Origin of the sequence: Thalassotalea sp. ND16A (genome assembly GCF_000764205.1) — a bacterium.
In the GTDB taxonomy this organism is placed as follows: Bacteria; Pseudomonadota; Gammaproteobacteria; order Enterobacterales; family Alteromonadaceae; genus Thalassotalea_A.
The window spans coordinates 1-5,234 of the sequence record NZ_JQDZ01000087.1 but is presented as its reverse complement, the minus strand read 5'-3'; the positions used below and the strand labels follow the sequence as shown (position 1 = coordinate 5,234).

Below are 5,234 nucleotides of genomic sequence, written 5' to 3'. Positions count from 1 at the left end.
AGACTCTGTAGTGCAACGCAATGTCGATTTTGATTTAGCCCTGCTCGATTGCTATCAAAAAGAATTAAAGCAATTAGAATCCTTCATAGAAAGCAAAGCTCGACAACATAACCCCGGGTACCTTGCTGTATTGAGGACAGTACCAGGCATTGGCCAAATCTTGGCGCTGACGATTTTGTATGAAATTGGTGATATAGAACGATTCGAATCGGTTCAAAAATTTGCTTCATATTGTCGGTTAATTAAGTGCAAAGCTGAATCGGCAGGTAAAACTTATGGAACGTCCGGCAATAAAATTGGTAACGGTCATTTAAAGTGGGCATTTAGTGAATCGGCGGTACTGTATCTTCGAGGCAATGATAAAGCGAGGCGCTATTTAAACAAATTACAAAAACGCATGAGCAAAGCCAAAGCATTATCGGCGTTAGCCCACAAATTGGGCCGTTGCGTGTATTACATGTTAAAGAATAAAACGGTATTTGATGATGATAAGTTTTTAGCCAGATAAGTCGCACCACAAGGTGAGCTGAACACCTAACTGGATGGTTGGAGTATCCGAAGAATCGTTTATTAGTACATGACGACTCTTATACCAGATGTACAAGCCAGACGACTTGATTAGACACCTTGTGGGTGCGCATTAATGCAATAAACAAAATTGCTTACACCTTAGCTGAGCCTGAAACTAACTGAACACCCTCTGCGGGCTGAATCATTATCTTGAGTAGTGCCAGATTAAGGTTAACCGATGAATGTCTAGTGCCCCTGTTCAACCAATGGACTGACGAAACAGGCAGTGATGAGATCACAATAAGAGAGCCTCAATATGTGTTTGCTGTAAGTAATTTAACAACTGTCTGACAGTGCGAAGTAAACAAGTTTGTTTATTGATTTAACAATTAGCTGCCTAGCGGCAGCTAAAAAAACTTCTATTACCTGTTGACGGGAAAAGGCTCATATGTGTTATGTGCTAATTGAGCCTACTTAAGTTTGCGTTCATCTCGAACTTCACCAATATGGTAGTAAGCTACAATAGCCTCTATTAACCCACCTTTTACGAAATACCACTCACTAACGTCTAAAGAAAAATCGCCCTGAATCGCGGTGTAACGTATACAGGCTTTATTATCCCCAAATATTTCGTCATGTATTTTAAATTGATAGCCTAAAAACTTATCTTTATTCGATTCAATAAGGTTGATGTAATTGTTTTTGCCATCAATAATTCCAAAAGGACTAGTGTGTTTGAAATTTTCAGAGATTGGTAAATGATAGAAATCACCTTCCTCCCACTTGCTGAACCATTCCTTAATTAACATTTTCATCTGACTCACCTTTTGAGGGGATATTGATACCAGCCCTTAGTACATAACGCTCTACTCAGCGGGCAGTGGGAGCGTAGCAAATCTTGCTCCGCTGGAGTAGCTTGTTATATGGTTTGCTATTTGGGTCGGAGCGTCTCAATAATCTGAGCATCCACCCAGTAGATAGTCACATCTGCGTTTCCACGTTTTGTCCGACGATCAAAGAAGAGAAATTTGCCATCGGGTGACACACTTGGATTTTTTTCAGAGGCATCGGTATTTATCTTGTCTCCCAGATTGACAGCAGGGCCCCATGAGCCATCTCCCCTTCGAAAGCTAATGTAAAGATCAGATGAGCCGTGGCCAGCGTCTCTTACGCTATCAAAAACAATATAGCTTTCATCCGGCGCAATGTAGGGGTGGGCATTATACCTGCCGATGCCAAACTGCGGGCCCAGTGATTTCGGCGCTTCATATTTGCCGTTAATCAAACGTGAATAGCGCAGCGGAATATCCAGTGCTCGGTTATAGGTATCAAAATAAATGGTTCCGTTAGCTGAAATTGCAGACCGCATAATCTCGATACTTGCCAGAGGCTCAGCAAGACTTTTCATCTTTGACCAACCGTCGCTTGTGCGTTCTATATATCCATTTTTGAACAAGATGGTATTGCCATCGGGAGATATCGATGGTTCGCTCGCAGCCTTCGCGACAACAGACTGCTGCCATTTATTGTTTTTATATTCAATGACTGCCAGCCCATAGGAAACTTTATCTCCTTTAAATGCTCCAACTTTAACTACGCCTGCATATTCTTCACCCTCTCTAACGAAGTAAAAGGTATTCATATCCGATCCGAACATACCCTCAAGATCAGTAGATTCTTCTCTATTAACAATCCCTGGCGCAAAAACCTCAGGTATTGCGCCAGGTGGTGTTTGACCGAGGTAGGGACCATCTGGGATGGGGATGTCATCTAGGCTGTAACTAGTGTTGCTCATCGCTAGAACAGAAAACAGTAGAACAATTGCAGTGCTAACACGCTTCATAACTTATTCCTTATTTTGAAATCAACGAATTATGTAACTTCTCTATTGAAGTCGCTTAAATGTGATTGAACAGCGGCCAATTTAACCAATCCGGCTTCAAAATACCTGACGTCCTTATGACTTTTAGATGATTTAGTTCTGACGACGATAAATAACTTATTAAATACATATAACGCCTTAATAAGCAGAAAATAATGGGCTTGGGATATTCATTTCTTATTAGATATGGAAATTTACCTCCCCCTCTAATACCAACAAAGCTACCACAGTGGCTTAGCACATTACCGAATAAATCTGGACGAAACCATGCAATTGACCAAGCACATATCCCACCTGAGCTGAAGCCCACAGTTGCTCGATTTTTTGGATTTTGAGAAATGTTTAGGCCAGCCAATGCCTCAGGTAGAAGCTCATTGATGAGAATCCGAGTATATTGTTCATTAACTGAATCATACTCGATGCTACGCAGTGTGTCTGGATGATGTTCTGCTTTTGTTGGCTCTTTGATAATACCAGGATTTATAAAAACACAAACCGTGGGAGGGATTTTATTAGAAGCAATGAGTTTATCAATTCTTTGGGGTGCCCTCATAGGTTTAGCTTCGTCAATATAGTAGTACCCGTCTTGAAAAACCTTCAAATTAGCGGGGGTATCTCCCTTGTAGAGTTCAGGAATATAAACCCAGTAATCTCTATGCACTCCTCCATAAATCTGACGATGAAAGCTCCTTTTTGTTAATTTATTTACCATGCTTCGTAGACTGCTCCTAAATGCCTAACGCCTCAATAAGGGACTGATAATAGTTTGCTAAAATGTGAAGCGGAGCGGAGCCAAGCCAAGCTTTAGCAGTCCCGTCTTGATTGGCTTGTTATATGTATTATATTTTAGGCCTGAGTGCCTCGATAAACTGTGCATCTACCCAATATATATCGACATTTGGAAGTGCATCACCAACACCTGGGCTTATCGTCCGATTAAAAAAGAAATATTTTCCGTCAGGTGTAACATACCCTGCTGCGTCCCAAGCGCCTGTATTAATTTTATCCCCCAAATTAATGGCTTCCCCCCAAGAGCCATCTTTTTGTCGATAACTGATATAAAGATCAGAGTCACCATGCCCTTCACTTCTTATTGCATCCCAAATTAAATAGGATTCATCAGGGGCGATAAAAGGATGGTTTAACTGGGTTCCTGTATTAATGGTTTTACTTAATGGTTTAGGAACTTCATATTTTCCTTCTACAATTCGTGAATAGCGTATTGGAAAGTCCTCATTCGATTCATCCCAAGTATCAAAATAGTAAGTGCCATTTGAGGCCGATGTAAGACGCATAATAAGAATGTCAGTGAAAGGTAAGTCAAGGTTCTTCCTCTCTGACCAGCCGTTATTAGTACGCTCTAAAAAGCGCCTACCTAAATGCATGGTTTTGCCATCAGGAGAGATTGCAGGCTGCCCCAACCGAGAAGACATAACCTCGCCATACCATCGATTATCTTTTTTCTGATAAATAACAAACTCTTGTTTTTTATTGTCTTCACTGCCTCTAATGAAATAAAATTCATCCATGTTAGGGGTGAAAACGCCGCTATATTCATATCCCTCTGTTGAGATAACACCAGGAGCGAAAGCCTTTGGAATCAAACCTGGAGGTTTTTGTCCTAAGTAGGTCCCTACGAGCACTGGCAATTTATCCTGACTTTGACTTGTATTGCTCACCATTAGTGCAAAAAGCAGTAGAGTATTAAAAATAAAATTCTTCTTCATATATTTTCCCTATTTCAAATTCAGCTAAAATTAAACTTTCTCAATGCATATAAACGCCGCAATAAGCGGCTAAATACAGTTGGCTAAAATTAGCGAGGCACGAGCAAAAAACCAACTGTTTTTTGTCCGTTTAATTGCCTTGTTATATTTTTTATACCATAATCCAATATATATTGGTATTAAAAGGGTTTTACATTATGGCTAAAAATACGAGCGTAACATTAGGCGAGCATTTTGATCAATTTATAAGTCAGCAACTTAACTCAGGTCGTTATGGTTCTGCAAGTGAAGTAGTCAGAGCTGGTTTAAGAGCATTAGAAGATCAAGAAACTAAAATTATGAACTTACGCAATATGCTTATTGAAGGTGAAAATAGTGGTATTGCCGATTACTCATATGAATCGATGATTTCTGAATTAGATAAAGATAATCATTAATGTCTAAATTTGAATTATCGAATAAAGCAAAATATGACTTAATTAAAATAGCCAAATACACTCAATTAACTTGGGGAACAGCACAGCGAAATGATTATTTAAAACTATTAGATAATTCTTTTCACCAATTAGCAGAAGAGCCTATGTTAGGTGTTAATTGTGATTATATTCGTGAAGGTTACCGAAAGCGACCTCAAGGAAGCCACGTAATATATTACAAAAAAAAGAAAGCAGACCATATTTTAATTGTAAGAATATTACACAAAAGTATGGATGTTAACCGCGCTCTCTGAAAAATATAATACCTCACTAAGAGGCAAATAATAGTTGGTTAAAATAAGCGACGCAGGAGCAAAAACCAACTGTTATTTGTTCTGCTTGAATGACTTGATACTTATTGAGCCTTCTCCTTGAAGTCCAGCTTTAAACTAGACTTCAAGGCGACAAAACCAAAAGGAGAAGACTCAAATGAAATTCTATACCAATTCTCACAAATATTATTGTGGAATCGATCTTCATGCGTACATTTTATACGTTTGTATTTTAGATAGTGACGGAAAAAAGGTGTTACATCAACAGATTAAAGCAGATCGATTAGCACTTCATGAATTATTAAAACCTTATTTAGATGATCTCGTATTAGGCGTTGAATGTATGCATTGCTGGTATTGGGTCAGC

The 5,234-nt window shown here is 39.1% G+C and carries 7 protein-coding genes and 1 pseudogene; 4 read left to right on the top strand and 4 right to left on the bottom strand.

Translation table 11 applies throughout. The features are described 5' to 3' along the window. Window positions 1-508 (top strand): IS110 family transposase (locus tag ND16A_RS06220; RefSeq protein WP_033078253.1); only part of this gene is annotated, 508 nt, incomplete at its 5' end. Between the two features lie 472 nt (window positions 509-980). Here the strand turns inward: ND16A_RS06220 and ND16A_RS06225 are convergent. The 4 genes from ND16A_RS06225 to ND16A_RS06235 form a co-directional block, all read right to left on the bottom strand. Next, on the bottom strand, window positions 981-1,325 hold the full coding sequence (locus ND16A_RS06225) for a nuclear transport factor 2 family protein (RefSeq protein WP_033078251.1): 345 nt from the start codon (window positions 1,323-1,325) through the stop codon (window positions 981-983). A 116-nt stretch (window positions 1,326-1,441) separates the two neighbouring features. After that, window positions 1,442-2,353 carry a TolB family protein gene (locus tag ND16A_RS06230; protein ID WP_033078250.1) on the bottom strand — a complete coding sequence of 304 codons (912 nt, stop codon included), beginning with the start codon at window positions 2,351-2,353 and terminating at the stop codon, window positions 1,442-1,444. Window positions 2,354-2,408: 55 nt separating this feature from the next. After that, complete coding sequence (locus tag ND16A_RS0119435) at window positions 2,409-3,104, bottom strand: alpha/beta hydrolase (RefSeq protein WP_052073175.1); 696 nt, start codon at window positions 3,102-3,104, stop codon at window positions 2,409-2,411. Window positions 3,105-3,231: 127 nt separating this feature from the next. After that, a complete protein-coding gene (locus ND16A_RS06235; protein WP_033078249.1) occupies window positions 3,232-4,119 on the bottom strand; it encodes a PD40 domain-containing protein in 888 nt (295 codons plus the stop codon). Between the two features lie 197 nt (window positions 4,120-4,316). Between ND16A_RS06235 and ND16A_RS06240 the strand changes: the two genes are divergently transcribed. The 3 genes and pseudogenes from ND16A_RS06240 to ND16A_RS21735 form a co-directional block, all read left to right on the top strand. Then, complete coding sequence (locus ND16A_RS06240) at window positions 4,317-4,556, top strand: type II toxin-antitoxin system ParD family antitoxin (RefSeq protein ID WP_033078248.1); 240 nt, start codon at window positions 4,317-4,319, stop codon at window positions 4,554-4,556. Further along, window positions 4,556-4,849, top strand: coding sequence for a type II toxin-antitoxin system RelE/ParE family toxin (locus ND16A_RS06245; protein ID WP_033078247.1), 294 nt, complete (start codon window positions 4,556-4,558; stop codon window positions 4,847-4,849). Before ND16A_RS06240 ends, ND16A_RS06245 begins: the two co-directional genes overlap by 1 nt. Before the next feature lie 175 nt (window positions 4,850-5,024). Further along, a pseudogene (locus ND16A_RS21735) lies at window positions 5,025-5,234 on the top strand (IS110 family transposase); the annotation flags it as partial.